Below are 1,348 nucleotides of genomic sequence, written 5' to 3'. Positions count from 1 at the left end.
CTTGCATCAAAATCTATATTTCCCTTCATCTTTTCAAAGGTATATTTGTTGCCCGTCACTTTCAGCACCGGCGATATTATATTGCCCGTAGGAGTTCCCCTTCCCGTAGTAAACACTATTATCTGGCATCCTCCTGCTGCAAGCCCTGTCACAGATGCTATATCAAAACCCGGTGTATCCATTATGACCAATCCCTTTTTACTTGGAAAATAAGCATAATCAACTACTTCTACTATTTGCCTGTGTCCTCCCTTGTGTATGCATCCCAGGGATTTTTCCTCAATGGTGCTTATGCCCCCTGCCTTATTGCCAGGCGATGGGTTTCCTTCCCTTAAGTCTTCCCCTGCAGTCTTTAAATGCTTTTCATATCTCTTGACTATTGATATAATCCTATCGCTTATTTCAGGAGTAGCTCCCCTGGCTGCGAGCAGATGCTCCGCACCTATGAATTCAGTTGTCTCACACAATATTGAAGTCGATCCCAGATCCACCAGCCTGTCACTCATATCACCAAGAACCGGATTGGCTGCCAGCCCGGAAGTTGGATCAGATCCTCCGCATTCCGTACCTACTATGAGTTCAGATATGTCAGCTTCTTCCCTTTCAAGTTCAGATGCCTCCTGTGCCATCTCCCTTGCATATTCAATTCCCTTGGCTATAGTAGCACTTGTACCTCCCTCCTCTTGAATTACCAGTTTCTTCAACGGTTTGTTTGTAACAGCTTTTATCAACTTTGAAACCTCATCAGGCTGGGCATTCTCACATCCCAGTCCTATGAGAACTGTACCGTATACATTTGGATTTGCTGCCAGACCAACTAATACCTTTACAGTAATATCAAGATCTCCCTTCGCCTGACCACATCCATTCTGATTGATTATGCTGACAGCTCCTGTTACCTGCCCTGCGACTATCCTGCAGGTTTCACTGGAGCATGCACAGGTAGGCAGCACAAGAACCTTATTTCTCACTCCAACCTTTCCATCGGGCCTTCTGTATCCCATAAATTTCATAATATCATCCTCCTTCCCTCTATCTTGTTATATATTTTCCCTTATGCTTATTAAATTGTGCAGATGAACATGCTCTCCTATTTTTATATCTTTTACGGCCCTGCCTATTACCTGCCCGTATTTGTAAATTTTATCTCCTTCACTTATATTGGACACCGAAAATTTATGATAGACAGGTACGTTGTCCACGATAGTAACCTTTTTCAATTCATCACCAATCTTGTACACAGCTGTATCCCCGGTATTTAGTTCCACCATAGCCACAGCCACATTATCTTTTTTGTCTACAATTAAGGAATTTATATTGTCATTCATAATCATTCCCCCTTAAAATT

2 protein-coding genes are annotated in these 1,348 nt (G+C 42.6%); both read right to left on the bottom strand.

Translation table 11 applies throughout. The annotated features are described in order from the left end of the window. Positions 1-1,013 (bottom strand): UxaA family hydrolase (locus J5G60_RS18355; protein ID WP_150359078.1); only part of this gene is annotated, 1,013 nt, incomplete at its 3' end. Positions 1,014-1,040: 27 nt separating this feature from the next. Next, positions 1,041-1,328, bottom strand: coding sequence for a UxaA family hydrolase (locus J5G60_RS18350; protein WP_179977031.1), 288 nt, complete (start codon positions 1,326-1,328; stop codon positions 1,041-1,043). Positions 1,329-1,348 lie beyond the last annotated feature (20 nt).

Source organism: Clostridium sp. HV4-5-A1G, from assembly GCF_900184915.1.
In the GTDB taxonomy this organism is placed as follows: Bacteria; Bacillota; Clostridia; order Clostridiales; family Clostridiaceae; genus Clostridium_B; species Clostridium_B aromativorans.
This window is presented reverse-complemented; position numbering and strand designations above follow the sequence as displayed.

Excerpts from the sequence above, each read along its gene's own strand:
- J5G60_RS18350 (WP_179977031.1), bottom strand. The coding sequence starts at position 1,328 with ATGAATGACAATATAAATTCCTTAATTGTAGACAAAAAAGATAATGTG.